Annotated in this window: 25 protein-coding genes; 10 read left to right on the forward strand and 15 right to left on the reverse strand. The window is 74.2% G+C overall.

All coding sequences use genetic code 11. The features are described from left to right. Window positions 1-31 precede the first annotated feature (31 nt). Complete coding sequence (locus ACFV04_RS17640; protein ID WP_380529938.1) at window positions 32-319, forward strand: hypothetical protein; 288 nt, start codon at window positions 32-34, stop codon at window positions 317-319. A gap of 150 nt (window positions 320-469) precedes the next feature. Here ACFV04_RS17640 and ACFV04_RS17645 read toward each other — a convergent pair whose 3' ends face one another. From ACFV04_RS17645 to ACFV04_RS17660, 4 genes are all read right to left on the reverse strand, one after another. After that, window positions 470-1,102 (reverse strand): hypothetical protein, encoded by a 633-nt coding sequence (locus tag ACFV04_RS17645; protein ID WP_380529940.1) that lies wholly within the window; start codon window positions 1,100-1,102, stop codon window positions 470-472. Window positions 1,103-1,700: 598 nt separating this feature from the next. Next, entirely contained in the window at window positions 1,701-1,970 is a 270-nt protein-coding gene (locus ACFV04_RS17650) for a M4 family metallopeptidase (protein ID WP_380529970.1), read from the reverse strand. Next, window positions 1,870-2,238, reverse strand: coding sequence for a M4 family metallopeptidase (locus ACFV04_RS17655; RefSeq protein WP_380529942.1), 369 nt, complete (start codon window positions 2,236-2,238; stop codon window positions 1,870-1,872). Before ACFV04_RS17655 ends, ACFV04_RS17650 begins: the two co-directional genes overlap by 101 nt. Continuing rightward, window positions 2,235-2,594, reverse strand: coding sequence for a hypothetical protein (locus ACFV04_RS17660; protein WP_380347356.1), 360 nt, complete (start codon window positions 2,592-2,594; stop codon window positions 2,235-2,237). The genes ACFV04_RS17655 and ACFV04_RS17660 overlap by 4 nt, the downstream gene beginning before the upstream one ends. A 261-nt stretch (window positions 2,595-2,855) precedes the next feature. Here ACFV04_RS17660 and ACFV04_RS17665 point away from each other — a divergent pair, with 261 nt between their 5' ends. Beyond that, a complete protein-coding gene (locus ACFV04_RS17665; protein WP_380529944.1) occupies window positions 2,856-3,980 on the forward strand; it encodes an RICIN domain-containing protein in 1,125 nt (374 codons plus the stop codon). An 88-nt stretch (window positions 3,981-4,068) separates the two neighbouring features. Here ACFV04_RS17665 and ACFV04_RS17670 read toward each other — a convergent pair whose 3' ends face one another. The 3 genes from ACFV04_RS17670 to ACFV04_RS17680 form a co-directional block, all read right to left on the reverse strand. Next, window positions 4,069-4,419 carry a calmodulin gene (locus ACFV04_RS17670; protein WP_380347354.1) on the reverse strand — a complete coding sequence of 117 codons (351 nt, stop codon included), beginning with the start codon at window positions 4,417-4,419 and terminating at the stop codon, window positions 4,069-4,071. A gap of 589 nt (window positions 4,420-5,008) precedes the next feature. Next, window positions 5,009-5,875 (reverse strand): MFS transporter, encoded by an 867-nt coding sequence (locus ACFV04_RS17675; protein ID WP_380529946.1) that lies wholly within the window; start codon window positions 5,873-5,875, stop codon window positions 5,009-5,011. Next, window positions 5,784-6,269 (reverse strand): MFS transporter, encoded by a 486-nt coding sequence (locus ACFV04_RS17680; RefSeq protein ID WP_380529948.1) that lies wholly within the window; start codon window positions 6,267-6,269, stop codon window positions 5,784-5,786. The genes ACFV04_RS17675 and ACFV04_RS17680 overlap by 92 nt, the downstream gene beginning before the upstream one ends. 201 nt (window positions 6,270-6,470) lie before the next feature. Here ACFV04_RS17680 and ACFV04_RS17685 point away from each other — a divergent pair, with 201 nt between their 5' ends. After that, on the forward strand, window positions 6,471-6,692 hold the full coding sequence (locus ACFV04_RS17685) for a hypothetical protein (RefSeq protein WP_380529949.1): 222 nt from the start codon (window positions 6,471-6,473) through the stop codon (window positions 6,690-6,692). 155 nt (window positions 6,693-6,847) lie between these two features. On the opposite strand, the gene ACFV04_RS17690 is transcribed toward ACFV04_RS17685, so the two are convergent. Further along, the gene (locus tag ACFV04_RS17690) at window positions 6,848-7,963 is read right to left on the reverse strand and encodes a MerR family transcriptional regulator (protein ID WP_380529951.1); all 1,116 of its coding nucleotides are present in this window, start codon (window positions 7,961-7,963) and stop codon (window positions 6,848-6,850) included. Between the two features lie 362 nt (window positions 7,964-8,325). Here ACFV04_RS17690 and ACFV04_RS17695 point away from each other — a divergent pair, with 362 nt between their 5' ends. The 3 genes from ACFV04_RS17695 to ACFV04_RS17705 all read left to right on the forward strand — a co-directional run bounded on the left by ACFV04_RS17695 (window position 8,326) and on the right by ACFV04_RS17705 (window position 10,569). Continuing rightward, a complete protein-coding gene (locus ACFV04_RS17695) occupies window positions 8,326-8,799 on the forward strand; it encodes a hypothetical protein (RefSeq protein WP_380347350.1) in 474 nt (157 codons plus the stop codon). Between the two features lie 11 nt (window positions 8,800-8,810). Next, window positions 8,811-9,569: a hypothetical protein gene (locus tag ACFV04_RS17700; RefSeq protein ID WP_380347349.1), complete on the forward strand. Its 759-nt coding sequence runs from the start codon at window positions 8,811-8,813 to the stop codon at window positions 9,567-9,569. Between the two features lie 151 nt (window positions 9,570-9,720). Continuing rightward, complete coding sequence (locus tag ACFV04_RS17705) at window positions 9,721-10,569, forward strand: hypothetical protein (protein ID WP_380529953.1); 849 nt, start codon at window positions 9,721-9,723, stop codon at window positions 10,567-10,569. Window positions 10,570-10,645: 76 nt separating this feature from the next. Here ACFV04_RS17705 and ACFV04_RS17710 read toward each other — a convergent pair whose 3' ends face one another. The 4 genes from ACFV04_RS17710 to ACFV04_RS17725 all read right to left on the reverse strand — a co-directional run bounded on the left by ACFV04_RS17710 (window position 10,646) and on the right by ACFV04_RS17725 (window position 15,037). Next, a complete protein-coding gene (locus ACFV04_RS17710; protein ID WP_380529955.1) occupies window positions 10,646-11,437 on the reverse strand; it encodes a VOC family protein in 792 nt (263 codons plus the stop codon). Window positions 11,438-11,722: 285 nt separating this feature from the next. Beyond that, window positions 11,723-12,409 carry a fasciclin domain-containing protein gene (locus tag ACFV04_RS17715; protein WP_380529957.1) on the reverse strand — a complete coding sequence of 229 codons (687 nt, stop codon included), beginning with the start codon at window positions 12,407-12,409 and terminating at the stop codon, window positions 11,723-11,725. A gap of 121 nt (window positions 12,410-12,530) precedes the next feature. Further along, window positions 12,531-14,288, reverse strand: a complete 1,758-nt coding sequence (locus ACFV04_RS17720; RefSeq protein ID WP_380529958.1) for a molybdopterin-dependent oxidoreductase — start codon at window positions 14,286-14,288, stop codon at window positions 12,531-12,533. Between the two features lie 245 nt (window positions 14,289-14,533). Next, window positions 14,534-15,037, reverse strand: coding sequence for a hypothetical protein (locus tag ACFV04_RS17725; protein ID WP_380529960.1), 504 nt, complete (start codon window positions 15,035-15,037; stop codon window positions 14,534-14,536). A gap of 444 nt (window positions 15,038-15,481) precedes the next feature. On the opposite strand from ACFV04_RS17725, the gene ACFV04_RS17730 reads away from it, so the two are divergent. Next, window positions 15,482-16,066, forward strand: coding sequence for a sigma-70 family RNA polymerase sigma factor (locus ACFV04_RS17730; RefSeq protein ID WP_380347343.1), 585 nt, complete (start codon window positions 15,482-15,484; stop codon window positions 16,064-16,066). Further along, window positions 16,063-16,821 (forward strand): anti-sigma factor domain-containing protein, encoded by a 759-nt coding sequence (locus ACFV04_RS17735; protein WP_380529961.1) that lies wholly within the window; start codon window positions 16,063-16,065, stop codon window positions 16,819-16,821. Before ACFV04_RS17730 ends, ACFV04_RS17735 begins: the two co-directional genes overlap by 4 nt. A 173-nt stretch (window positions 16,822-16,994) precedes the next feature. Here ACFV04_RS17735 and ACFV04_RS17740 read toward each other — a convergent pair whose 3' ends face one another. Then, entirely contained in the window at window positions 16,995-18,221 is a 1,227-nt protein-coding gene (locus ACFV04_RS17740) for a hypothetical protein (protein WP_380529963.1), read from the reverse strand. Window positions 18,222-18,408: 187 nt separating this feature from the next. Beyond that, window positions 18,409-18,804 (reverse strand): hypothetical protein, encoded by a 396-nt coding sequence (locus ACFV04_RS17745; protein WP_380347335.1) that lies wholly within the window; start codon window positions 18,802-18,804, stop codon window positions 18,409-18,411. Window positions 18,805-19,079: 275 nt separating this feature from the next. On the opposite strand from ACFV04_RS17745, the gene ACFV04_RS17750 reads away from it, so the two are divergent. Further along, entirely contained in the window at window positions 19,080-22,130 is a 3,051-nt protein-coding gene (locus ACFV04_RS17750; RefSeq protein ID WP_380529965.1) for a BTAD domain-containing putative transcriptional regulator, read from the forward strand. Between the two features lie 107 nt (window positions 22,131-22,237). Here the strand turns inward: ACFV04_RS17750 and ACFV04_RS17755 are convergent, their stop codons facing one another. Beyond that, window positions 22,238-25,318 carry an ATP-binding protein gene (locus ACFV04_RS17755; RefSeq protein ID WP_380529966.1) on the reverse strand — a complete coding sequence of 1,027 codons (3,081 nt, stop codon included), beginning with the start codon at window positions 25,316-25,318 and terminating at the stop codon, window positions 22,238-22,240. A 640-nt stretch (window positions 25,319-25,958) separates the two neighbouring features. Here ACFV04_RS17755 and ACFV04_RS17760 point away from each other — a divergent pair. Next, window positions 25,959-26,191: acetyl-coenzyme A synthetase N-terminal domain-containing protein (locus tag ACFV04_RS17760; RefSeq protein ID WP_380529968.1), on the forward strand; the 233-nt coding region annotated here is incomplete at its 3' end.

A 26,191-nucleotide genomic window follows, 5' to 3' on the forward strand; every position in this document is an offset into this window, starting at 1 on the left:
CGGTTCGGCGAACGACGGGGAAGGCAGCGCGATGGTGTTCGACGCAGTGGTGACAGGTCTGGGTGACGCCCGGGCGGCGGCCGTGGTCGTTCCGGTGGTGATCGGGGCGGTGGTGCGTCGCTGGCTGCACTACCGCGAGGCCGTGCAGCGGGAGGCGGAGCGAACGCGCCAGGTCAGCACCGTCATCGCGGGCACGGAGTCGCGGCACCGGGCCGAGGTCATGACGGCGTGCGAATGGCTTCGGGCCGGTCCGGACGCGCGTGGCAACGGACGTGGCCTCGGCGTCGGCGTCGGTACCGACAGTGGGCAGCAGTCTTGAGTATGGGCGAGGAGGCGACTGAAGGGGCCTCTGAGGGCCTGGAGGGCGGGTTGGGTGGATGGAGGCGTCTCCGGGTCCGGGGGCGCCGCTGAGAGGCCTTCTGGGCGCTCCGGAAGCCCTCTGTGTGGACAGTGCGCCCCTGGGGCCGCGTCAGCCGGTAGGAGTGCCGGTCGGGCCGCCGGTCGGGCTGCCGGTCGGGCTGCCGGTGGTGGCGAAGCGGGTGCGGAAGTCGGTCGGGGTGGTGCCCAGGTGTCGGGCGAAGGCGCGGCGCCGGGTCTCGTCGCTGCCGAGGCCGCTGCGGCGGTCGGCGGCGGTGACGCTGTGGCCGGCGAGGAGGAGTCGCGGGGCGCGCGGTCCGGGCGGACGCGTTCGACCCAGCGGGCCGGCCGGGATGGTGTTCGGCTCGGACTGGAAGAGCCTGCTCGGGTGGCGGGTGCTGACGGCGGCGGTGGCGGCCGTCGCGGGCGGGCTGTGGCCGGCGGCCGGGTCGGCGAGGACGGCGTCGGTCAGCGCGCGCAGCAGCTCGCTGCGGGCCGGCGGGGTGGCCAGGGCGGTGGAGGACCGGGACCGGCGGCCAGGGCGCTGTGTGAAGACGACCGGCTCACGGGCCACGGCACGGGCCGCGTCGGCGCCGTGGTCGTGCCGGTCCAGGGCGAGCGCGAGGTCGGTTCCGGCGTTGATGCCCGTGCCGGCTCCGGAGTGGTTCCTGCGGGCCCCGGCGGTGGTGCGGCGGGTGGGGGCGTCGCCGTACGCGGCCGGCACCCGGGCCGTGCGTGCCGACACCCGGTGAGAGGGACTGCGACGCTCCCTGGTCCCGCACGTGGGCGGGACGGCGTTCCTTCGCTGCGAGCCCCCGCGACCCGTGGTCTCGACTCGCCAGGTCGATTCATCGGGACCTCGGTTGAGGCGACCGCGCCGCCTCCGGACGTGACCGTTACGCGGCGCCATCAGGGGAGTCCCCGGCGTACCGGCGCGGCGGCGGGACGAGGACCGACCGCCGAACGTGCGGGCCTGTCCGTGAGGCCGGCCGGGACCGCGGGGACGGGGGATTCCCGGGGTCCCGGCCGTGGGAGGCACCGGCCATCGTGGGGGCGTGGCCGGCCTGGTCAGCAGCCCGGGGAGGGGGTGGTGGGGCTGCCGTGACCGGAATGCTAGACCTGACCGGGGTCGGTGAACAGGCCTGTGACCTGCAATCTTTATGGCCGCGGACATGCCAGGAGGGTGGGAGTGGGTACCCCTGCCCCGCCAAGCGGTCCGTACCCCGCCGAACGGTCCGTACCCCGCCGAACGGTCCGTACCCCGCCAGGCGGTCCGTACCCCGCCGCATCCGGGCATCGGGGCACGGACCGTCGTGCCGGAAGGGCCTTGCCGAGGGAAGCGGTCAGCGGACGCCGACGGTCTTCCAGGCGTTGTCGACGGCGTCCAGTTCGGTCCCGCTGCCGTAGAGGTCCTCGGCGACGGTCGCGGTCAGCTCGGCGAAGTCGGCGAAGGTGGCGTCGGCGGCGAGCTTGCCGCCGGTCGCGGCGTCGTACCAGATCCGGCCGGCCTTCTCAGGCGTTGCCGCCGATGGCGGTGGCGGCGAGGTGGAAGGCGCGGTTGGGGATGCCCGAGTTGATGTGCACCCCGCCGTTGTCCTGGTTGAGAGACAGATCGAAGTAGCGCTCCATGTCGGCCTTCTGACGGTCCTTGCCGAGCCGGGGGTCGTCGTAGGCGGTTCCGGGTGCGGCCAGCGAGCGCAGCGCCTTGGCCTTGAGGCTCGGGGCGAGCATCCCGGCGCCGAGGAGCCAGTCGGCCTGGTCGGCACTCTGACCGAGTGAGTACTGCTTGACGAGCGAGGCGAAGACGTCGCAGACGGACTCGGAGAGCGCCCCCGACTGATGGAAGTACCCGAGCTGCGGGTTCAGGATCTGCCTGCTCACGCCGGCCGCGACGACGTCGAGGAGCTCGCGCGGGCGCAGCTGGAAGACCTCGCCGTCGAAGTCGCCGAGAACCAGTCGCCGAGAACCAGCCGCCCCTTCTCCCAGAACACGTTGGTGAACTTGTCGCGGTAGTGGACGGTCGCCCGCAGCGGGCCGCCCTGGCCGTCCAGGGAGTTGCGGCCGTACGCCGTCCGGAAGAAGTCGAAGGTGGTGCCGAGCGCGTCGTAGACGCCGTTGACCAGCTCGTCCGTGCTCGCGTCGTCTCCTTCGGAGCGCACCAGGGTGCCCGGGAGGGATTCCTTGCGCTCGGCGTCGTAGATCTCGCGGCGGAGCGTGGGGGTGTCTTCGGTTTCCATGCGATCCGGTGTGGGCGTCGGCCGCCCCGGCCATCGCGTCCTCCGCGCCCTTTGGGTTCGTGTCCTGATTTCCTTGGTAGATCGAGGACATGACGCTCCGTCGGTCGGTGCGGCGGGATCGTGGCCCCTGTGGTCCCGCTACCTGCTTCTCGCGCCTGCGGCCCGCCTGGCGCGTTCGTCACGCGCCGGAGCGGCCCCTCCCGCGGGGGTCCTCATGAGGTGACATAAAGTCATGTCTCCTTTTCTGAAAGGGTTTTCACGATGTCGGTCGACTGGCCCAGCGAGATGTTCGTGTTACGCCTGCACCGCATTCCCGGCCTGGTGGCGGGAGCCGCACCGGGAAGCCCGGAGGGCACTCCCGTGGTGCTCGCGCCCGAGACCGGCAGTGACGGCGAGCAGTGGGTGGCCGAGCGGTTCCGGGTGATCAACCACCGGATCCGGCACGCCGCCACCGGCCTCTACCTGACCGCCGAGGGAACGGGCAAGGGCGCCACGGTCACCCTGCGCCCCAAGTTCCCCGACACCGGCAGCGATTCCTCGTACTGGAGGCAGGCGTGGCGGGCCTTCGTCCAGCGCGACACCGGTCGGCTGATGGCCCTCCACGACTCCTCCAACTGCCTCCTCGGCCTGGCCGACCCGGCTGCCGAGCGGCCGGGCGGACCGCTGGTCCTGGAGAAGGGCGCCGGGGCCGAGGACCGGTCCTGCACCGCCTGGGCGCCCGCGCCCGTCCCGACGCCGGAGCCTGCACCCGCTCCGCCGCCGAAGGCCACCGACCTGCCGGTGGGGACGGGCCGGGTCCGCGTGCCGGCCCGCCGCTACGAGAAGCATGTGCGGACCATCGAGCAGATCTTCGATGAGACCAGCTTCCGGGAGGTCCCCGGCGAACTCCTCACCCCGGGCACGCGCATCGAGACCTTCGACTTCGACCAGTACTCCCAGGGCGACTGGTACAAGGAGGGGCGGGAGAGCAGTCTCGTGATCTTCACCGACAGCTACGACACGGCGGGCGCCGTGCGCAGGGCCTTCCACCGGCTGCCGGGGGAACCCGCCCGCTACGTGGACGCCGAGGAGGTCGACGTCCACTACGTCCCGCCGAAGCTCGTCGCCCGCACCAACTTCCCCGCGCCGCTGTTCGACCGCATCGGCGGCAGCGGCGCCATTTTCCGGACGCCGTACCGGCTGCCCAACGGACACGGTTTCTACAACCAGCCGGAGCGCCGCGAGGGCCTCTACTTCCCCAAACGCGACGGCGCCGGCACCGTCGTGCAGTGGAACAAGACCTGGATCGCGGACAACGACACCACGTCCAAGGTCTTCCTCTGCTTCGACGGCCGCTACTTCATCGACCAGGAATACATCACCTGGGCGGACGACGAGAAGAGCTGACCCCGCGGCCGGCGGATCCGACACCCCCGGCGCGGGGGCATCCTGATCGGGGGCGACCTCGGCAGCGACCTCGGCAGTTGGGGAGCACTCAGCTGCCGAGTTCGCGGGTGATCTTGGAGCGGGACGGGGCCCAGACGTTCTCCGGCAGGAAGCCCTCCTCGCCGACGTGGTCCAGCTGCGTTGCGACGTAGTGCCCGGTGGCGTCGCAGTCCTCGTCCGCCTTGTCGAAGAACGTGATGCTGTCGGGGTCCAGGTGGAAGTTCCAGTCCGGGTTGTGGTCGGCGGTCTTCGGGACGACCCGCCCCTGGACATGCACCTGGGACGTCTCGTTTCCGGAAAGGATGTCCCGGGCGTGCCTGATCTTCGCCTCGTCATCAAGTCGGACGATGAACTCGTCTTCGTTCGGTGACGGAACGAGGCCGAAGAGGGCAGTCGTCATGGAAGCCTCCTGTATGGGTACGAACCAAGGTTTTCTCGACGCTATGGGGCGGCGGCAACGGCGCGCAATCGCTCGATCGGGTGTCAGCGGCGTCGTGCCGTCATGACCGCTGCGGCACCCGGACGACCGGGGCGACCGGGACGACCGGGACGACCTGCGGTGCACTTCGCCCATCTGCTTCCCGCGGCGGCGGTTGTGCTGTGCCGACTCCCTCGCCTGATCGATTACCAGTATTACCGGCACGAACTGGCATTCCATCATTTCTGCGTGATGATCTGATATCGGACAGCGGTCGACGCCTTCTCGACACTGTCATCAATCCTCCCGGTGCACATGCGTCCGGACCGCCACGCTTTGGCACTCCAGGGGGACTTCGACGTTTTGCCTGTTCAGAGGCTGCGTGGGGTGTGTGCAGTGGGCTGATGGCCCATCAGGGCGGCACCGCGTTCGGTGACGTCAAGGCCGACGTCTTCGCCCACTTCGTCTCCGGCCTCCGGCCTTGAGTTCGACGACTTCATTGAGCCATCAAGGGCTCTGGCCGGCCCAAGTGATCGTCCTCAACTGCCGCCCTGAGAGGGTACGTTGATGCTCAGGCCAGATCGCGCATGCGGCGGATCGGGCCGGCCAGGAGGATGGCGGGGCTCGCCACGGAGGCCAGGGCGAGCAAGAGGAGGGCCGTGCGGGGGCCGAAAGTCGAGGCGGCGGCGCCGGCGGCGAGGGCGCCGACCGGGATGGTGCTCCAGGAGACGAAGCGCGCGGTGGCCATCACCCGGGACAGCAGCTCTGGCGGGGTCTGGGTCTGGCGGTGGGTGCGGGTGACGATGGCGGTGACCACGACGCCGCCGTAGAAGCCGGCGCTGCCGAGGGCGAAGACCAGCATCGCCCAGCCGGACTCGGCCAGGGGCAGGAGGAGGGCGAAGGCGCTGGCGATGACGGCCGACCAGCACAGCGCGCGCCCGCTGCCGAACCGGGCAACCAGGCGGGGGGTGAGGGAAGCGCCGACGACGCTGCCGACGCCGCCGGTGGCCATCAGGGCGCCGACCGCGGCGGCCGGAGCATCGAGGGTGCGGACCAGGAAGACCGGGGTGAGCGTCATCAGCCCGCCGTAGACGATGTTCACGGCGGTGGCGCCGGCGACGCACAGCCTGATCACCGGATGCCGGGCGACGAACTGCCAGCCCTCGCGGATCTGTTCGCGGATGCCAGGGCGTCGGGAGGCGACCACTGACGGTTCAGGCTGTTCGGCACGGGGCAGGCTGCGTAGCAGTGCGGCCGAGGCGAGGTAGCTGACCGCGTCCAGTAGCATCGCCGCCGCTCCGCCCACGAGTTGCACCAGCGCGCCGCCCAACGACGGGCCCGCCAGCTCAGTTGCGGCGACGCTGCCGGAGATCAGGCTGTTGCGGGAGGTGAGCTGCTCCTTGGCGACGATCGAGGGCAGGAAGGTTGAGTTGCCCACGTCGCAGGACGTTCGCGAGGCCGACCAGCAGCGCCACGACGATCAGCTGCGCAAGCCCGAGCACCCCGAGGGCCGCCGCCAGCGGTACCGAGGCGACGGCGGCGCCGCGGAGCAGGTCCATCGTGACCTGGACGCCGCGCAGCGGCAGCCGTTGGATCAGGACCCCGGCGGGCAGTCCGAGCAGCAGCCAGGCGACATAGGCGGCGGCCGTGATCAGACCAACCTGGATCGCCGACGCGTGCAGGGTGACCACGGCGATCAGCGGCAGCGCCACCACCGTCACCTGGTCGCCGAGGCCGCTGACCGTCGAGGCGGTCCAGTAACGCCAGAACACCCCCGCGCGGTCGCCTCGCACCGCCTCCGCTGCCGCCGTATCCACCGTCTGTGTCGACACGTCCGCCCTTTCGCAAGTCAATCTCTCTTGGGAACTCATGTAGTCGGCGGCCGTGCGCACACGGAGGTGGCGGACCCCGACTGCGCGATCTCCCAGGCCCTGACGGTGGTCGGGGACGCTTGGACCCTGCCTCTGATCAGGAACGTCGCTGGTGGCACGCGCCATTCGAGGGGCTGCAGAAGGGGCTCGGAACCAGTCGCGATGTCCTCACCGAGCGCCTCGAAGCACTCGTCGCCGACGGCGTCCTGGACCAGGCGCGTCATGGCGCTGACCGGCCACCGGCTGCCCGCCCTGAACCTCGCCGCCGCCACCGGCGACCGCATCGACCGACCCGACCCGGCCTTCACCGACCGCGCCTGGACGGTGCACTACTGCTATCCGGGCGTCTCCGGCCGTTCTTCCTGTTCAGAGGCTGCGTGGTGAGTGTGGTGGGCCGATGGACCGGACCGACCGGTCCGTGCTCGACCTGTACAGCGGGAAACGCCAGGTCGAGTCTGCCACCGAGGCTACGTGACGCCGCGGCGACGTCTACCGATTCCGGCGGGTCAACTCCTTTCGGCGTTCTCGTGCACGATGGTTCAGGCCACGAGAAGGCGCAGGCCGAGCTCCGCCGCGTCGAGGGCGACGAGGTCGCGGTTGCATTCGGCCCAGCGGCCGGAGGAGAGGTCGTCCCGGAGCATGTTCACCGCCCGCTGCTCGGCCTGCGGTCCGACCCTGGTCCAGACGGACACCGCGCGGCGCACGTGATCGTCCAGGTACGCCTCGGGGCGGCGCCAGTGGGCCTCGAAGAAGCCGTCGGCGCAGTCCCACGGGATGAGCACCGGCTCCGCGCGGCCCCCGATCGCATGGGCCATGTCGGCGAGCGAAGGCCACCCGACGAGAAGGTCGGCGAATTCAGGCAGGTAGTCACGTGTGAGCCAGAACCGCTGGAGCCAGCCGGTCGTGCTGGCGTCGTACGTGAACACCACCACGCGCCGGGCCACCCGCTTGAGCTCGCGCAGCCCGGCGATCGGGTCCGGCCAGTGGTGAACGGTGCTGACCGCCATCGCGGCGTCGAAGGACTGGTCGGCGAACGGCAGCCGCTCCGCACTGGCAGCCACGCACGGCGCCGCGCCCGCAGGACGCTGTGCCCGCATGACCGCCGACGGTTCCACCGCCGTGACCTCGCGGTCCTGCGGTTCGTAGGAGCCGGTGCCGGCCCCGACGTTCAAGACCGTCCGGGCGTCCCCGAGCGCCTCCCAGATCCTCGCGGCGATCCGCGGCTCGGTGCGCCGCGTCGCAGGGTAGGCGGACCCGATGGATTCGTACAGCCGCGCGCCGAACACTTTGAGCTGTTCCTCCGGCGTCGTCCTGATCCCCATGGCCCGTGCCTCCAGTTCCCTGTCGATGGCCGTCACCGTCGCGGCGGCGTGGTCGCGCTGTTCCACCAGCAGACCGCGCAGCCGGTGCAGGTGCGCGACGGCGTCGGTGTTCGGGTCGTCCACCAGATCCGCGACCTCGCGCAATCCGAAGCCCAGCCGCCGGTAGGCGAGCACCTCCCGCAACCGCTCCACGTCGTCGGGCGAGTAGGCCCGGTACCCGGACGCGGTCCGTGCCGACGGGTGCACGAGGCCGATCTCGTCGTAGTGATGCAGCGTGCGGACGCTCACACCCGCCAGCTCGGCCACGCGTCCCACGGTCAGGTGCTCTTCCACGCGACCGACAATGCAGCATCACGCCACGTGAGGGTCAAGCACCTCCCTTCTGGTACCGCGCGTGTCTGACCATGACCAGGCTCCGCATCCGCGACGATGCCCGCCCCGTACTCACGCCCTGAGCCGGCCCACCTGGCGCGGACAGCGGCAGGCCGGCGCCCGCCGTTGCCACTACCAACGTGGGCCGCACACGATCGAGGGACGGTCCGGAGCAGACCGCCCCTGATCGGGCATCAGCCCACTGCGCTCACCACGACGCAGCCTCTGAGCAGGCAAAACATCGAAGTCCTGCTGGAGTATCAGTACTCCAGCCGTAGATCGTGATCACGGAGGCCGAAGCCGCTCGTCGGTAGCCTGCGTGTATGGCTGGGGCCTGGGACTTCCTCGCCGCGCAGATCGAGGGCACCGACCACTTCTCCAAGCCCGTCAGCGGCAGCGACGAGGACATGGTGCCGTCCGGTCGCAGCATCATCGCGCTTCTCAATGCCCTGCGAAGGACCGCCCACAACGGCGTCGACGGTGACAGCGGTATCGAGACCTGGGCCTTGGCCGTCACCAGCTACGAACGCATCGCCGCCGTGATCAACCACACGCGGCCCGCGGACGGGGCCGCGGGGGCGGACAGCTGGTCCAGCCGCGGATCGTCCTCGACGACCGGATCGACGGCGGGGCGGCCGACGGCGGGGCGGACGGTGGCGGGGCGGACGGTGGCGGGCAGGCCGACGGCAGCTGATCCACGGGGAGCGCGCTCGGGCAGCGCGGGCGACGCGAGGGTGGCGCGAGGGTGGTGCGACGCGAGGGGAAAAGATCATGCTCGTCGTGCGGTCGGCCGGTAGGGTCCGGCCCCGTGAACGAGACCTTCGCCCCCCACGACGACGTCGTGACCGCCATCATGGAGAACGCCGGGCGCGCCACCCTGCCCTTCCAGGAGGCGAACGCCGACCGGAACCACGGGACGGCGTTCCGGTACAACCACCTGGTCGAGAGCGCGCCGGACGGCGACACCGTCAGGCAGTACCTGGTGACCGCCGAGGCGTTGACGCGGTACGACCTCGGGCAGTGGACGCTGCGCGCCGACGTGTGCGAGCCGGCGATGAGTGCCGACCGTCTCGCGATGACCGGGTTCGCCGCCGGGTGGACCGGTCTCGACGGGCTCGGGGTAGCCGTGATGCCGACCGGGGTTCTCGACGCCACCGCCGAACGCAAGGGCTGGCGGTGGACCACCGACGAGATCACCGACGGGCTGGCGGCCTCCGACCGGGACGTCGCCGCCATCGGGGACCGCTGGACACCGGCCTACCTGCTGGGACATGACGTCGGGGAGGAAAGGGGCGAGCGCTTGCAGGCCGTCGTCGTCGGTGCGATCGCGCGGGACGCGGACGGCGTGGTCCGCTGGGGCGGCCCGCTGCCGGAAGGGTGTGCCGGGGGACCGGTCTTCGTCGGCCGCTCGCTCGGCGGCCGCCGCTTCCGGCTGGTGTGCGTCGGCCTCGCCCTTCCCGGCGCGAGCGGCGCGAACGAGATCGCCACCTTCGACCGCATCCGTGCCGCCCTCGGAGGACGCGCCCCGGCCGAGCCCCGCCGCTGGTGGCAGTGGCGGCGGGGGTGAGGGAGGCCGGCCGGTTTCCGGATTCGTCGAGGAGCCGTCCGTGCACGCGGATACCCTCTGGCGGGCGGCCGGGAGTCGTCCCGGACCCGACGGAGGGGGCAGAGGTGGACACGGTCTCCGCGCGGCTCGGACGGGCAATGGCGGGCCTGCGGTGACCGCGGCTGCTTCCTCCGGGGCCGGCCGGGACGGCCGGGACGGCGGGGCCCGGATCGACCCGCTGCTCGCCGACCGGGTCACCGAGGCGTTGCTGCTGGCCGGTCTGCCCGTCGCCCACGGCGGGCACGGGCCCGGTGTCCGGCTGGGGTCGGCGCGGCCGTCGGACGACTCGGGCGACTCGGGCGAATCGGACGACTTCGCGGGCCTGCTCGTCCTGCACTGGAAGCCCGGCCCCCGGCTGGTGGCCGCCGCGGCGATGGAGGGGCCCGAGGACCCCGTGGCCTCTGCCCGCCGGGTCGTCACCGCGAGCATGGGGAACGCGCTGGCGGAGCTGTTGCCGGGCTTCGGCATCGAGGTCGTACCCGGTTCGGCGGGTGGGGAGGTCCGGGTCGTCCGGGTGAGTGGTCCCGCTCCGGCGGTCGGCTCGGGCGGCCTCGCCGCGGCGACGGTCGGGGCCCGGCCGCAGGAGTCCGGCGTCGGGGCCGACGTCGTCGCCGCGGTCCGCCGGGCCGCCGCGCTCGCCGGCCTGCCCGTCGCCGACCACCTCTCCGCGCCCGGCATCACCCTCGGCCCGTGCCCGCCGGTCGACGACGGCGACGACACCACGGGCCTCGCCGACCTCGGCTGGAACCCCTCCTGGCGGCTGTCCACGGCCGCCGCCGACGACGGACCCGCCGCCGAGCAGGCCGCGCGCGCCCACACCGCCGTCCGGGACGCGATGCGCCACGCCATCGGTTCCGTCCTCGGCGCGTGCGGCCTCGACGCCCGGTGGCGCCGGCCCACCGGCATCCCGTACCAGCTCCGCGCCCACGGGCCGGCCGAGCAGCCGCCGATACGGCACTGAGTTCCGACGGCGTGCGGGTCGGTGCGCGGGTGGGCGCGCGGGTGGGCGGGGTGAGGCGTTCGGTGACGGTTCCGGGTCAGGACGGGGCGAGGACGTAGAACTCGTGGCGCTCCGGGTCGGCCAGGCACGTCCACGGGACGTCGCCCAGGCTGCGGTCGCGGTCGCGGTCGGGGTCACGGTCACGATCGGGGTCGCGCTCGCGGTCGAGGTCGGTGGCGCCGAGGGACCGCAGTCGGGCCACCTCCGCCGCTTCGTCGTCGCCCGGATACGGCAGCAGGCCGAGGAGGACCCGGTCCGGCACGGTCTTCGGGTCGGGCCGGCGGAGGAACTCCAGGTACGGGCCGACACCGTCGGGGGAACGGAACACGGCCTGGTCGTCGGTCACCTCGTGCAGGGTCCAGTCGATTGCCGCGCCCCAGAACCGGGCCATGGCCCGCGGGTCCGCGCAGTCGACGACCACCGCGGCGACCGGCCCGGTGTCGCGGTAGACCTCCCGGGGTTCGAGTACGCAGAACTCGTTGCCCTCGGGGTCGGCAAGGACCGTCCATGGCACGTCGTCGCCCTGGCCCACGTCGGCGGGCGTCGCACCGAGGGCCAGGAGGCGAGCGACCGTCTCCTCCTGGTGGGTGGCGGAGGTGGTGGCGAGATCGAGGTGCACCCGGTTCTTCGTCGCCGACTTGGGCTCCGGTACGGGGACGACGCCGATCCCGAGGGCCACCGGTCCCGGCCGGACGAGGCCGCCCGACGGCCCGACGTACGTGGTCACGCCGGTGCGGTCGGCACTCCAGCCGAGTGCCTGTGCCCAGAAGCGGCTGACTGCCGGGCCGTCAAGGGCCTTGATGTTCACCGTCACGGGTCGCAGTGCCATGCCGGCGATCCTATGCACGGGCTCTGCGGCGGCCTTCGTGGCGCGCGGCGGGCCGGGGGCGAGGCGTTCGGTCGCCGGTCGCCGGCTGCTGCGGTGGTTGCTGCTGTCGCTACGTCGGCCTGATCGGCGGCCTCGGTCGCTCCGGTCGCTCCGGTCGCTGGGCCGGCGGATCCCGGTGTCTCGGTCGCTCCGGTCGCTGCCGTGCCGCGGGCCGCCCTGTCGGGAGTCCTGTCGGACGCCTGTCGGCAGGGCGGCCCGCGGCACGTGGGCGGGGCCGGAGAGGTGTCAGGAAGCGGGCATCAGGACGGTGTCGACGATGTAGACGGTGGCGTTCGCGGTCTGGACGTCGCCGCACAGGACCTTGGCGTTGCCGTTGACGGTGAAGTCCTGTCCGGAGCCGGTGACGGTGAGGTTGTCGCCCGCGAGGGTCTTGCGGGCGCCGGTGAGGGCGGTGGGGTCGAGGCGCTGCGGGACGACGTGGTAGGTGAGGATCTTGGTGAGCTTGTCCTTGTCGGCGAGGACGGCGTCCAGGGTGGCCTTGGGGATCTTGGCGAAGGCGTCGTTGGTGGGCGCGAACACGGTGATGTTCTGCGCGGAGTTGAGGGTGTCGACGAGACCGGCCTGCTTGACGGCGGTCACCAGGGTCGACAGCAGCGGGTTGTTGGAGGCGGCGGTGGCGACCGGGTCCTTGGCCATGCCGGTGAAGGACCCGGCGCCGTCCTTGGGCACGGCGGTGCAGGCCGCGCCGAACGGCTGTCCGCTCATGGCGGCGCCGGTCGCCGTTCCGGCAGGGGCAGCGGCAGCGGCAGTTTCCGGAGCTGCGGCGACGGATGCGGACGAGGAGGGGGCGGGCGCCGCGGCGGTGGACGAGGAGCCGGAGCCGTTGCTGCCGCAGGCGCCCAGGCCGAAGGTGAGTGCCGTGGCGGCGAACAGGGCGGCGGCGGTGTGGCGGCGGCGGTGGGTGACGGTCATGTCGGTGTTCTCCTTGGCAGGGGTGTGACGGCCGGTCCGTCGGTCGGGCCGGCCGGGGTCTCGGATGTGAGGGTCGGGGGGCGTCACGGGTCGGGCATGACGCAGGTCGCGGGGTGATGCGTCAGGACGTCACGGTCACGACCGTGCTGTGCCAGCCGGTGGCGCCGGACGGGAAGGGGGCGGCCCGCTCCTCCGTCTGGACGGCGCCGGTGGCGTCGGTGGCCCGGACCTCGATCCGGTGGGTGCCGGGCGTGGCCCCGGTCCAGGTGTGGGTCCACTGCCGCCACAAGTCCGGTCCGGCATCGGCGGCGAGCAGCGCCTCCTGCCAGGGCCCGCCGTCGACCCGGACCTCGACGGCGGCGACGCCACGGTGGGTCGCCCAGGCGGTGCCGGCCACGGCGACGTCACCGGCGCGGACCCGGGCGAACGGGGCCGGCACCTCGATGCGCGAGGCGGTGCGCACCTCGCCCGTACGGTCCCAGCCCCGGCGCACCCAGTACGGGTCGAAGGCGGCGAAGGTGGTGACGTCCAGGTCGACGAGCCACTTGGTGGCCGAGGTGTAGCCGTAGAAGCCGGGGACGACGCTGCGGCAGGGGAAGCCGTGGGCGACGGGAAGCGCCTCACCGTCCATCGCGACCGCCAGCAACGCGCGCCGGCCGTCGAGCACCGACTCCAGCGGGGTGCCGATCGCCATCCCGTCCTGGGACCGGCCGACCAGCTGGTCCGCTCCGGGACGCACACCCGCCCGGCGCAGCAGCGCCGGGAGAGAGGCGCCGAGCCAGCGCGTGGTGCCGACGTACGGGCCGCCGACCTCGTTGGAGACGCAGGTCAGCGTGTGGTCCAGCTCCTCCAGGGGCTCGTGCAGCAGGTCGTCGAACGTGAGGAGGAGCGGGTGGTCGACCATCCCGCGGATGCGCAGGGCCCAGCGGCGCGGGTCGATCCGGGGGAGCGTGAGAGCGGTGTCCACCCGGTAGAAGTCCGCCGTCGGTGTGACGAACGGGGACAGGCCCGAGACCTTGGCGTGGACCGGGACGGGCAACGGCGGCAGCGGCCGGGCAGCCGGGGGGACGCGGACGGCGTCACGGGCGGCGGTGACGTCGTAGCGGCGGTCCGACAGTGTGCGGCCGACGACACCGGCGAGCGCGCCGACGGCGATCGTCCCGCCGGTGGCGGCCAGCACGGACCGGCGGCCGGGGCCCTGCGGGGCGGGCGGTTCCTCGGCCGGTACGGCTGCATCCGCCGCTGTAGCCGTAGCCGGCGCCGCCGCCGTGTCCGGCCCTGCTTCGGGCGCCGCTTCCGGCCCCGTCGCCGTGGTGGCGCGCAGCCTTCGCGTCAGCCACCGGACGGTGGCCGCGCCGACCAGGCCGGCCACCAGCGCCGGTGCGGCGTCCGCGGGCCCGGCACCGGGGCGGGACAGGGCGGCCCAGGCGCCCAGCCCGCCGAACAGGGCGAAGACACCCGCGCCGACGGCCGGTCGACGGGCGGCCAGCAGCCCGGCCAGTGCGGCGAGCAGGGCCATCGTCAGGTGGATCCCGCCGAGCAGCACCGTCTTGTCGCTGGTCCCGAACGTGCGGACGGCGTACTCCTTGAGCGGAGTCGGTGTCAGGTCGATCGCCGCCGAGCCGACCGCGAGGACCGGCGCGGTGTCCGGGCCGGTGAGGGCGGCGACCAGTTCGCCCGCCCCGAGCGCGGCCACGGCGGCGGCCACTCCGGCCGCCGCGGCCAGTGCCGCCGTGACGGTCGGCCCGGCCGCCGTGACCGCCGGGGGCGCCGCCGTGACCGCTCCGGCCTGCGTGCGGCGGGTGCGGCGGGTCGGGCGGATACGGCGGGCAGGGCGTCGGCCGAATGGCGGTGGGGTCGGTGTCGGGTCGGTACTCACAGCCCCGATTCGTCGGCTCCCGGGGCCCGGATGGGTGGGATTTCCGCTTCACCCGCAGGAGTGGCAGTCCTCGAACGCGCGGACGCTCGAACGCGCGGAGGGGAGGGAACGCGGGCGGAGGGGCCGACGGGCCGACGGGCCGACAGACGAACGGGCGGTCCCGCCGTGCAGCGCGGCGGCGGGACCGCCCACCGGTGCCCGACCGCCGCCGGTGCGGCGGGAGACCGGCTGGGGGAGGGAGGTGGTCAGTCGAGCGCGCCGCACAGGGCGGGGGGGGGGGTGGCTTCCTGGGGCAGCGCGGGGTTCAGCTCGCTGGGCCCGAGGACGCCGTCGTACCGGCCGTTGTGGTTGTAGTCGATCCCGTGGATCACCACGACGGCGTTGTCCGCCCGGACCTGCCGGGCGACGTCGCTGGTGAGCTGGATGGTGCGGGAGTAGTGGAACGTCCCGGTGGAGGGGAAGCGGTCGACGGCCAGGGCGCTGGCCGGGCTGGTGTCGCCGGTGGTGGCCAGGGAGGTGCCGATCGGCCCGTAGGCGGGCAGGCCGTCGGCGGTGCTGATCGCGGGGTGGCCGTTGTGGAGCGTGGCGGCGTCCGCGGTGGGGCACTCGCCGCTGCCCTTGACGTGGATGTGCATGGCGTGGGGGGCGCCGTCGAGCAGCCCGCTGGCGTTCACCGTGACCCTGGCGGTGTCGTCGCTGTTGAGTACGACGGTGGCGGTTCCGGCCCCGGCGACGTGGTTGTCGGGCACCGGCAGCAGGATCGCGAGGGTGAACCGGGAGTGCTGCGGCGTGATCGTTCATTCGTGGTGATCGCTCCGTGCGGGGGATCTCCGCGGTCCGTCCGGCGCCGCGCGTGGACCGGGGCGGCACACCCAGACGGTGGTGCCTGGGCCGGGGCGGCACGCCCGGACGGTACGTATTCGAACGACATGGGCCCGGCCGGTGCGCTCCCGGAGGTGAACCGCTCCGCCCACCAGGGATTCGCACTCCGCACCCGGGCGGATTGGTGGCGCGAAGGAGTGGAAACGGCGGGCAATCCGGTCCGTGAGCAGCTCCGAATGCGGGATGTCAGCTGGTTCTGTTGGCCCCGGCGGGAACCCCGTGTCCCGGTCGTGGGTTGTGGGGAGGCCCGTGATGTCCGCCGTCCGTTCGTGGGGCCCACCGCCCGCCCGCCGTGCCGACGGGGTGGTCGGATGAACGCCGTCGTCCACCTGTCCGGCCCTGCCCGTCCGGGCCCGGACCTGAAGGAACTCCTCACCCGGGTCGCCCTGGGGGACCAGGACGCGTTCTCACGGCTGTACGACGCGGTGGCCGGACCGGTGCTGGGGCTGGTGCGGCGGGTCCTGCGGGATCCGGCGCAGTCCGAGGAGGTCGCCCAGGAGGTGCTGCTGGAGGTGTGGCGCACCGCGGCCCGCTACCGGGCCGAACGCGGCGAGGTGATGCCGTGGGTGCTGACCATCGCCCACCGGCGCGCCGTGGACCGGGTCCGGTCGGCGCAGGCCGCGGCCGACCGGGACCGGCGCGCCGCCGGGGCCTCCCACGCCCCGGCGTTCGACGAGGTCGCCGAGCAGGTCGAGAGCAGGCTGGAACGCGAGCAGGTCCGGCGGTGCATGAGGATGCTGACCGAACTGCAGCGCGAGTCGCTGACGCTCGCGTACTACCGCGGGTACACCTACCCGCAGGTCGCCGAGGTCCTCGGCGTCCCGCTGGGCACGATCAAGACCCGCATGCGCGACGGGCTGATCCGGCTGCGCGACTGCCTGGGGGTGGGAGCATGAACGTCGCAGACCCGCACACCCTGACCGGCGCGTACGCCGCGCACGCCCTCGACCCCGACGAGAACGCCGAGTTCGAACGCCACCTGGCCGGCTGCCCGTCCTGCGCCCAGGAGGTGGCCGAGTTCGCGGCGACCCTGGCCAAACTCGGCACCGCGCAGTCGGAGGTGCCGCCGCAGACCCTGAAGGCGAACGTGATGGCGGCCCTGCCGACCATCCGCCAGGAAGCCCCGCACACCGCGCCCGCCCCCGGACAGGGGCCGTCCCGCCCCGGGCGACGGGCACCCCGCTGGACGAAACTGGCGCTGGCCGCCTGCCTGGCCCTCGCCGCCTCGGCCGGCGGTATCGCCGTCCAGCAGCACCACCGGGCCGACCAGGCCAGGGCCCGGGCAGCCGCCCTCCAGGTCCAGCAGGACCGGGTCACCGACCTGCTGACCGCACCCGACGCCCGGACGACCACCGGCCTTGCCTCCGGGGGTGCCGTCGGCGGTGTGGGCACCGCGGTGTGGTCCCACAGCCGGGGCCAGGCCGCCTTCCTCGCCTCCGGCCTGCCGGCGCCGGCCGCCGGCACCACCTACCAACTGTGGTTCAACGACTCCGGCACCATGCGCCCCGCCGGACTGCTCCCCGGCGGGAACGGCGCACGACTGCTGTCCGGACCGCTGGACGGGGCGGTGGGCATCGGCGTCACGGTGGAACCCGCGGGCGGCTCGCCGCACCCCACCTCGGCACCGGTGCTGCTGCTGCCCTTCACCTGAGCACGGTGCCGGGCCGCAGGCGGATGCGGCCCGGCACCGTCCGGCGGAACCCGGGCCGTGATCATGGCGTCCGGCATCGCGCACCACCGGGAGGGTCGACCACGCCCCGTCCCGACGTCGCGAGGTGTCGGAGGACGCCTCGATGGCGTCGCGGCTTCGGGTGGGTCCGCGGGTCAGCCGCGCCGCCTCCTGGTGGATCGCCGGCGGGTGCCGGCGGCGGCGAGTTCGCCGAGGCGGTCGCCGATCACGGAGACGCCCGGCCGGGGTTCCTGCTCGTAGTACCGGGGCTTGCGCCGGCGTAGCAGGTCCTCGCCGTGCTCGGTCCAGGTGAACCCGGGCTTCCGCAGCAGCTTGCGGAACACCGCGTCGACCGTCCGCGGGTGGGCGGCGGCCAAGCGGCGGATCGGCAGCGGCGCGATCGACTCGTCGCGCAGGTAGGTGCGCAGCAGGTCCTGGTGGCGGCTGCGGCCCGGGAGGGTGGGGTCGGCGAAGAGGTCCCGCAGCATCCCGTAGTCGGCGTAGAAGTTGAGTCCGTCGACCTCGTCGTAGATGACGCCGAGGGTGTCCGCCTCCGCCAGGGCCGGGGGCAGTTCGAAGGCCGGGAGACCGTGGTCCGGCAGGTGCCCGCCCCGGGGCCGGCCGGGCGGCGCGGTGGTGGTGGCCTTCGGCCGGTGCCGGTAGGCGTTGAGCCGGTCCTCGGCCTCGGCCGGGGGGAGGACCAGTTCGTCGCTGCCGAAGAAGTCGACGAACGCGGCCCGGTCCGTCCGCATCGACTGCCAGCCCTGCTCGATCTTCTCGGGGTCGCGGAAGACCAGCTCGAGCTGACTCGCGGCCAGGTGGAGCGCGGCCCTGGCGATCTCGGCGGCGGCCGACTTCGGGTAGGGCGTCATCACCCCGGAGACCAGCCACACCCCGTCGACCGGGTGGAGGGGCACCAGACGGGTGAGGAGGAATCCCCCCGCGGACACGCCGCGGAAGGCCGACCGCCCGATGTTCGAGTACGTGCGGTACTCCAGGTCGTCGAGCAGGTTCAGCAGGACGACACCGTCCCCTTCCTTGCGCCGGACCTCGAAGATGCCCTCGACCGGGTCGCGCCAGCCGAGCAGCACCGCCCGGTCGTCCTGGGTCAGGTCCCGCTGTCCGGCGACGAACCGGTCCACCACGGTCGTACCGTCCGGCAGGCGGTACCGCAGGATGAAGTCGTCGACGATCCGGACGGCGTCCCACTCGTCCAGCTGCCGTCCGGGCCCGGCCGCGTCCAGCAGGAGGGGGGTCAGCCACCGGTCGAAGCGCGCGCCCTGGCCGAAGTCGACGAGCCGGCGCTTCAGTTCGGAACTCCGCTCGACGAGGGCCCGCAGCGCCGCCGCGTCCTCGTACTCGTTCCGTACGGCGACAGCCATGCGTGCCCTCCCGGCCTCGACGGTTCGGCGGGTGGGGCCGGTGCCGCGTGCGGTCGCCCCGCCGCCCGGCACCACCGTACTGAACGGCAACGCGGGTCTCCGCGACAGCGGTGAACTGCCCCGGCATCCGGCGGTGTTCGTGGTAAGTGGAGTCTCGCCCGGTCAGGTCCGGCCGGGGCCGAGCCGGTCAGGCCAGGGCGTCGAGGAGGCGGTTCAGTTCGGGGTACCAGGCCCGGCAGACGTTCAGGCGGGTCGCGTTGCGGTCGCCGGGCAGGACGAAGCCGAAGTGGCTCCAGAAGATGCCGCGCCGGAGGGGGACGAGCCGCCTGGCCACGTCCGGGAGCGGGACGCGGTGGGCCAGGCCCTGCGGGCGCACCCGGATCGGGTCGACGTCGTGGAAGGCCAGCGAGCGGTCGGTGAGGGTGACGAAGCAGTCGTTGTTGTCGAAGACGCCGATCAGTGCGTACCGGTACGGGCTGCCCCCGCGCAGGACGCCCACGGTGGCCACCGGCTGCTCGCCCGGGAGGTCCCGGGCGACCGCCTCCGCCACCTGCTTCACCATCGTCGACTTGCGCAGGGCCATCCGCTGCTCTCCTCCTCGGTGCCGGCGTGCGCCGACCGGTCGGTTCCGGTCTGCGGGGAGCAGGCCTCGTGGTGACGCTACGAACCGCCCGGGCCGCGCGGCACGACGGGGCGCACCGAAGGCTTTGGGCCCCGGCACCGTGAGCGCCCGGGGCCGGGCGCCACTCCGGTGGGGGACAATGGGGGCTCGCCGCGGCCGGGCCGCCCGGCGCGTCGGCCACCCGCTGCCCCGGCCGGCACCGTGGACGGGGCAGTACGGAACGGTGGAGCGAGGACATGGGCGGACTGCGGATCGCGGTACTGGGGCCGCTCCGCGCGTGGCGCGGCGAACGGGAGTTGGACACCGGCCCGGCGCAGCGGCGCGCCGTCCTGGCGGCCCTGGCGCTGCGCTCCGGCCGGGTCGCCACCGCCGAGGACCTGGTGCGGGACGTGTGGGGCGCGGAGCCGTCGGCCAGCGCCCCGGCGGCCCTGCGCAACCACGTCTCGCGGCTGCGTGCCGCCCTGGAACCGGAGCCGTCCGCCCCGAGGGCCCTGCTCTCGCGGGCCGGCGGCTACGCGCTGCACCTGGAGGACGGGGCGCTGGACCTCGCCGAGGCGCAGCGGCTGCGGGCCGAGGCGGAGGCCGCCGAGGCGCGTGGCGAGGCGGAGGCGGCGCTGCGGCTGACCGGCCGGGCGCTCGGCCTGTGGCAGGGGGTGCCACTGACCGGTGTCCCGGGCGACGGCGCGCAGCGGCACCGCGACCGGCTGACGGAGTACCGGCTGGCGCTGACGGAGGCGCGGCTGGAGCTGGAGCTGCGCCTGGGCCGGCACGCCCCGGCGGTCGCGGAGCTCACCGCGCTCGCGGACGAGCACCCGCTGCGTGAGCGCCTGCGGGAACTGCAGATGCTGGCGCTGTACCGGTGCGGCCGGCAGGGGGAGGCCCTGGCGGCCTTCGCCGGGGCCCGGGCGGTGCTCGCCGAGGAGCTGGGGGTCGATCCCGGGGCGGGCCTGGCGCGTCTGCACCAGCGGATCCTGACCGCCGATCCGGCGTTGGACGCGGACCTGGCCGGGGCTGCCGGGGCGGTGGGGTCGGTGGGTGCGGTCGGCCCGCTCGGTCCCGTCGGTGGAGCCGGTCCCGTCGGTGGAGCTTGTTCGGTCGGTGGAGCCGGTTCGGTCGGTGGGGAGGGTCGCGAGTCGGGTGCCCGGCCGGTCGAGGGCGACCGCCAGATCTGGCCTCGTCCGGCCCAACTCCCACCTGACGTACCGGACTTCACCGCCCGTACGGAGGACGTCGCGGCGCTGCTGCGGGCCCTGGGCGGCGGCGGACACGAGCCCCGGACCGCACCGGTGGCGCCGACCGCACCGACCGCACCGACCGCAACGACAGCACCGGTGGCACCGACCGCACCGACCGCACCGACCGTCTGGACGGTCCACGGGATGGGCGGCGTCGGCAAGACCACCCTCGCCGTGCACGCGGCCCACACCGCGCGCGAGCGGTTCCCCGACGGCCAGCTGTACGCCGACCTGCGGGGCGCCGGTGCCGAGGCCGCCGATCCGTACGACGTCCAGGAGGTGTTCCTGCGCGCGCTGGGCGTCGCCTCCGAGCACATCCCTGCGGACCGCGCCGAGCGCACCGCGCTCTACCGTTCGCGGCTGGCCGGCCGCACCCTCCTCGTCCTCCTCGACAACGCGGCCGGCACCGAACAGGTCAGCCCCCTGCTGCCGGGCACGCCCGGGTGCGCCGTCCTGATCACCAGCCGGGCGCCGCTGGCCTGTCTGCCGACGACCGGCCGCACCGCGCTGGAGCCGCTCAGCGAAGCGGAGGCGACCGGCCTGCTGGAGCGGATCGCCGGCGCCGAGCGGTGCCGCCGGGACCCGGACGCCACCCGTGACCTGGTGCGTGCCAGCGGCATGCTGCCCCTGGCCGTCCGCATCATCGGCAGCCGCCTGGCCGCCCGGCCGCGGTGGAGCACGGTGTTCCTCGCGGAGCGGCTGGAGGACCGGCGACGGCGGCTGGGCGAACTGGAGACCGGCAGCCTCGCCGTGGAACCGGTCTTCGACCTCGGCTACTCGGCGCTGGAACCCGACCATGCCCGCGCCTTCCGCCTGCTTGCGATCCCCGAGGTCCCCGACCTGTCCGTGGCCGCCGCCGCGGCCGTCCTGGAGTGCGGCCCGCGCGCGGCCGAGGCGGTGCTCGACGAACTCGCCCACGCCGGACTGCTGGAACCCGCCGAACCCGGTCGCTACCGCTACCACGACCTGCTGCGCCTGTTCGCCCGGCACCGCACGCTGGAGGCCGACTCCTCGCCGGAGCGCCAGGGCGTGCTCAGCCGGATCGCCCGCTTCCACCTCGCCGGGACGGCCGCCGCCGTCCACGCGGAGTGGCCGCACAGCCGCCTGCGCCGTGCCGTCGACCCGACCACCGGCTCCACCGGTCCGGCGTTCACCGACGAGGCCCGCGCCCAGCAGTGGGTGATCAACGAGCTCCCGGCGATGCTCGCGGTCGCCGCCCAGATCCTCGACCACCCCTACCGGCCGGTGAGCGCCGAGGACACGGCAACGCTCGCCGGCCTGCTGGCGCTGCTCACCGCCTACCCCGACCTGTCCGTGCCCTGGTCCGCCCTGGGCGCCGCCGCCCGCACACTGACCGAGGTCGGTGAGCGCCACGGCGACCGCGCGGCCGTCATGTACGGCTGCGCGGTGGAGGCCATCGCCTGCGCGCAGACCGGTCGCCACGAACAGGCGCGGACCCTGGCCCGCCGCGCGCACGAGGTTCCGCCCCCGCCCGGCCCCGACATGTCCCACCGGATGCTGCACGTCAGGGGGCTGGTGGCGGGCAGACGCCCGGACGGCCTCACCGAGGCCCTGACCCACAACCGCCGCGCCCGTGACCTCTCCCGCGCGGCCGGGGACATCAGCATGGCCGCCCGCTGCGCCCTCGAACTCGCCCCGGCCCACCTCGCCCTCGGCCGGCCCGACGAGGCACTGGAAGCCGCCCGCGACGCGCTCGACGGCTGCCGCGAGGCCGAGAGTCCGGCCGGTGTCGTCGTCGCCCAGCGGTCCCTCGCCGAAGCACTGGCCGCCCTCGGCCGCCACGACGAGGCGCGCACGGAGTACCGGGCCGCCCTCGAACTGTGCGAGGCGCGCGGACTGCGCACCCAGCACGCCCGCACCCTGCTCTCCCGCGCGGCCGCCCTCGCCGGTACGGACCGTCCGGGCGAGGCCGAGGACTTCGCGGCCCTGGCCCTGGCCGCCGCCGTTCGGCTCGGTGACGCCCCGGGCGAGGAACGGGCGCGCACCCTGCTGGCCCGGGCCACGGGCGGGGCGGCGCCGACCGAGAGCTGATCCGGCGACCCCGGCGACCCCGGTGGCCCCGGTGGCCCCGGCGTTGCCGCACCTCCGACCTGGACACCCGCCGACCTGGGCACCCTCCGACCTGGACACCCGCCGCCCTAGACACCCGCCGGCCGGGGCAGTCCCCGGGGTGTGCCCGGGCGGGGGCCGACGACCGTGGGGGCGGGCTGCTCCCCGGTGCCCGCCAGCGCGGCCGTCAGTCCGCTGCGGCCGTCGATGGCGAGCTTGCCGTAGACGTTCGTGAGGTGGACCTCGACGGTGCGCAGGCCGACGAAGAGGCGCTGGGCGATCTCACGGTTGGTCAGGCCGAGGGCGGCGAGGTCGGCGACGCGCCGCTCGGAGGGGGTGAGGGCGGCGACCCCGTGGAAGGTCCGGCTGCGCGGGCGGTCCCCGACCGCCCGGAGTTCGGCGAGGACCAGGTCGCCGAGCACGGTCGCGCCGCACTCGTCGGCGAGGCTGGCGGCCCGCTGCAGGAAGCCGCGTGCCTCGGGCAGCCGGCCGGCCTTGCGGGCCAGGATCCCGCAGTCGGCCAGCGCCTGGGCGTGCCGCAGGCGCGCGGGTGACCGTTCCAGGAGCGCGACGGCCTCGCGGAGCAGTTCCAGCCCCTCCGGGCCGCCGACGACGAGTCCCATGCCGTGCAGGGCCGTGCCCACCGCCTCCGGGACGCCCCACAGCCGGGCGAGCCGGACCTCCTCGGCGGCCAGCGAGCGGGCGCCCGCGCCGCGCCGCAGCGCGGCCTGCACCAGCGCGGCCTCGGAACGCCAGGAGTGGAAGGCCGGTCCGGCCATGCCCCGGGCGTAGGCCCGCTTGCCGCAGTGCAGGAAGTCGGCCAGGGCCTCCTCCAGCCGGCCCTGGGCCACCCGCAGGCGTCCGCGCACCATCAGCACGTGGTCGTTGACCCAGTTGGGGCTCAGCGCGCCGTCCAGGCCGGCGCGGGTCAGCAGCAGCTCGGCGTCGTCGGCCCGGCCCCGCCGCACCAGGGAGTCCATCGCGGTCGTCGTCGCGAAGACGGCGAAGCTGTGCGCGGGCCCGATGCCGATCCCCTGCAGCTCCACCAGTGCCGACCGCGCGTCCGCGTGGCTCTCCGTCAGGCGCCCCAGACGGGCCGCCATGTGCGCCCGTACGCTGAGTGCCTGGACCCGTCCGAGGACGGAGCCGCGGGCGTGCGCCCGGTCCACGGCGGCGTCGGCGAGCTCCAGCGCCGTCTCCGTCCGCCCGGCGGCCCGCAGGGCGATCAGGGCGTCGTAGTAGACGACGGACTCGTCGGACAGCGGGTCGGCCCCCTGGCCCAGGGCCAGTTCGGCGAGGTTCACCACCTCCTGCGGACAGCGGCCGACCATGGCCTCACGCAGGCTCAGCAGCGCCGCCAGCGGCCGTCGGACCCCGGGGTCGCCGGTGTCGAGGACGTTCAGCTCCAGCAGCCGCCGTACGGTCTGCGGCGCATTGGCCGCGTTCGTCAGGTCGATGTGGAGCCGGTCGATCTCCAGCCGCATCGCCTGGTCGGGGTCCTCCTCCCGGATCTGCTCACCGGCCTGCCGCAGCACCTCCACGGCGTCGGGGTGGCGGTCCAGGGCGAGCAGCGCGCCGGCCAACCTGCGGGCCACCTCGGCCCGTTCGCCCGGTTCCCGGCACAGCCGCAGGCTGTGCTCCAGGCTGCGCACCGCCACCGGGACGCTGGAGGCGAGCTCCAGCCGCCCCAGCGCGCCCAGCAGCCCGGCCAGCTCCTTCCCGGGCACGTCCTCCCGCAGGGCGCGCCGCACGTAGGCCGCGGCCTGCGCCTGATCGCCCCGTTCGCCCGCTCGCTCGGCGGCCAGGGCCAGCACCCGCGACGCCCACGGCTCGCCCGGCGGCCCGGACAGGAGGTGGGCGGCGATCCGTTCGGCCGGGGCGCCGTGCGCGTGCAGGAACCGGGCCGCCCGGGCGTGGAGGTCCATCCGCCGGCTGGGCAGGACGGTGGACGCGGCGGCGGCGGCGACGGCCTCGAACCGGAAGGCCACCCCGGCCCGGGGACCGGCAGCGACCCCGGACCGGGCCTCGGGCTCGGACCCGGGATCGGGCTCGGAGTCGGTTCCGGTTCGGGACTCGGTGCCGGCACCGGTGCCGACACCGGTCCGCTGCAGACAGCCGGACCGGACGAGCCCGTGCACGGCGTCCTCGACCTCGGGTTCGGTGAGCCCGGTCACCTCGGCCAGCAGGTCGGTGCCCGGCTCGCCACCGAGAACGGCGACGGCCGCGACGGTGGCCGCCGCGTGCGGCGCGAGCGCCGCCGTCCGGGCGAGGACGGCCGGCCCCAGGTCGGCCGGGACGTGTTCGGCGATCCGTGCGGCCAAGGACGCCCCGGGGTCGTGCTGCCCGGCCTCGCGGAGCCCGCGCAGGACGGCCCGGAGCAGAAGCGGATTGCCGCCGGTCGCCTCGCGGCAGGCGGCCGCCATGGAGCGCTCGGCGGGCCGGCCGAGGGACTCCTCGGCCAGCGCCCCGACCGCCTCCTCGGCCAGGGCGCCCAGCGTCACCCGGTGGCCGAACAGCGGCAGGACGTCGGCGAGGGCTCCGGCGTTCGGGTGCGTCCCCTCCTCGCCGAGCACGGCGAGCACGACCAGGGGCAGGTCGGCGCCGCGGCACAGCAGGTAGCGCAGCCAGCGCAGGGAGCCGGGGTCGGCCCGCTGGAGGTCGTCGACGGCCAGCACCAGCCGGCCGTGCCCGGCGAGCCGGGCCACGTGCCGGTAGGACGCGCCGAGCAGCGCTGCCTCCGCCTCCGTGGCCGTCGCCGCTGTTGTTGCTGTGGTCGCCGTGGTCGCTGTTCTCGTCATCGTCATCGTCGCCGTCGTTGCGGCAGCGGGCAGATCGGGGCCGGGCAGATCGGGACCGGGGAGATCGGGACCGGGCGGGGCGCCGGGGCTCTCGAAGAGCTGACGGACCATGGCGAACGGCGCCTCCCGCTCCAGCGGGTCGACCGAGGCCGACAGCACGAGGACGTCCTGCTGCCGGCGGGCCTGGGACAGCACCTCGCGCAGCAGCGCCGTCTTCCCGATGCCCCAGTCGCCGCGGAGCAGCACGGAGACACAGCCCTCGCCGGGGGCTGCGAGGAGTTCCCGCAGCGCGTGCGACTCGCGTTCCCGTCCGTGCAGGGCGGGGCGGCTGCCCGCTCCCGCGAGATCGAACACCGTGGGTATCGCTGCCATGTGCATCAGGACTGTCCGTCGTCGAAGCGATCCGCGGCCCCGGCCGACAGGTGTCGGGACCGGGGGAGGGAAGCCCCGCGGGGTGGAACCGGAGCGGCCGGCCGCTCGCCCGCCGATTCTCGCGCGCGCGTGTCATCGGCGCGTAAGCGTCCTGTCATCGCGGGGGCCCGGGGGGATCAACGGGGATCGACGGGCGGGGGCTGACGGTGGGGACCAGCGGTGGGCTTCGACACCGGGTGGCCGGGCCAGACCTTTCGGTACCGGCCGTCATGTCCCGGCGGCGCTACCCGGCCTAGGTTGGCCGTGGCCGGTGGCGTGCTGCCCGGCTGTTCCGTGCGGTTTGCCCGGATCCGCCTCCGTCGGTCGACGCGGCGTCGTCCGCGCACCGAGAACCACCGCACCGAGAACCACCGCACCGAGAACCACCGCATCGCGGAGCCTCCCGTACCGAGTGCCCACCGCACCCGTACCGAGTGCCCACCGCACCGCCGAACACGCCACGACCGAACCACCGCACGACGAACCACCGCACGACGAACCACCGCAGTACCGAACCACCGCACAACCGAACCACCGCGTCCCCGAACCACCGCACCATCCCGGCACCGTCCGGACCCGCATCACCACGAGGAGAGAACCGTTGAGCAACGAGAGCCTGGCCAACCTGCTCAAGGAGGAGCGGCGCTTCGCCCCGCCGGCAGAGCTCGCCGCAGCCGCCAACGTCACCGCGGACGCCTACACGCGGGCCTCCGAGGACCGTCTGGGCTTCTGGGCCGAGCAGGCCCGCCGTCTGGACTGGGCCGTCGAGCCGACCCAGACCCTGGACTGGTCGAACCCGCCCTTCGCGAAGTGGTTCGCCGACGGCAAGCTCAA

This window comes from Kitasatospora sp. NPDC059599 (assembly GCF_042735125.1).
GTDB lineage: Bacteria > Actinomycetota > Actinomycetes > Streptomycetales > Streptomycetaceae > Kitasatospora.